Raw genomic sequence first — 311 nt, forward strand, 5'->3', positions numbered from 1 at the left:
CCCTCACCCTGCACTGCCCGCTGACCGACGCCACGCGCAACCTGATCGGCCAGCGCGAGCTGGACCTGATGAAGCCCGGCGCCTTCCTGATCAACACCGCCCGCGGCGGCCTGGTCGACGAGCAGGCGCTGGCCGACACCCTGCGTCGCGGCCATCTGGGCGGGGCCGCGTTCGACGTGCTCAGCGTCGAGCCGCCCAAAGACGGCAACCCGTTGCTGGCCGGCGACATCCCGCGCTTCATCCTCACCCCGCACAGCGCCTGGGGCAGCCGCGAGGCCCGGCAGCGCATCGTCGGCCAGTTGAGCGAGAAC

The 311-nt window shown here is 72.3% G+C and carries 1 protein-coding gene; it reads left to right on the forward strand.

Features of this window, described 5'->3' with window-relative positions; all coding sequences use genetic code 11:
* A partial coding sequence (locus ACCC94_RS30190; RefSeq protein WP_413353234.1) for an NAD(P)-dependent oxidoreductase occupies positions 1 to 311 on the forward strand: 311 nt, incomplete at both ends.

Source organism: Pseudomonas sp. Pseusp97, assembly GCF_047304025.1.
GTDB lineage: Bacteria > Pseudomonadota > Gammaproteobacteria > Pseudomonadales > Pseudomonadaceae > Pseudomonas.